This window comes from Christiangramia aquimixticola, from assembly GCF_048285835.1.
Taxonomy (GTDB): domain Bacteria; phylum Bacteroidota; class Bacteroidia; order Flavobacteriales; family Flavobacteriaceae; genus Christiangramia; species Christiangramia aquimixticola.
This window is the reverse complement of record NZ_JBLVTL010000160.1, coordinates 1-319: the sequence shown is the minus strand read 5'-3', so window position 1 is coordinate 319 and position 319 is coordinate 1. Positions and strand designations below refer to the sequence as shown.

Genomic DNA, 319 nt, shown 5'->3' with positions numbered 1-319 from the left:
CCTTCCTCCGAAAAGGCACCCACCGCTGCCACCTTAAATTTGGACGATATGGAGCGTAGCACCATTCAGCGGGCCATTGACAAAAACGGAGGAAACATCTCCAAAGCCGCCAAGGAACTCGGTCTTACCCGAGCTTCACTTTACAGAAGACTGGAAAAATATGGATTATAAAGTCGGCTTGCTGGGCAGGATTGCCTTGATGGCAGCATCCTTGTTTTTCCTTGCCTTTGGCATTTCGGGAGAGTGGGGAGTCTTTATGATTTCCCTTTTCCTCATTTTGGTTGTATTCCAGATCGTTTTTCTGCTTAGATATTCTGAG

Annotated in this window: 1 protein-coding gene; it reads left to right on the top strand. The window is 47.0% G+C overall.

The genetic code is table 11. The features are described 5' to 3' along the window. Nucleotides 1-171, top strand: a 171-nt coding sequence (locus tag ACNKXV_RS13940; RefSeq protein WP_417908322.1) for a helix-turn-helix domain-containing protein, incomplete at its 5' end; no start/stop codon positions are given. Between the last annotated feature and the right edge of the window lie 148 nt (nt 172-319).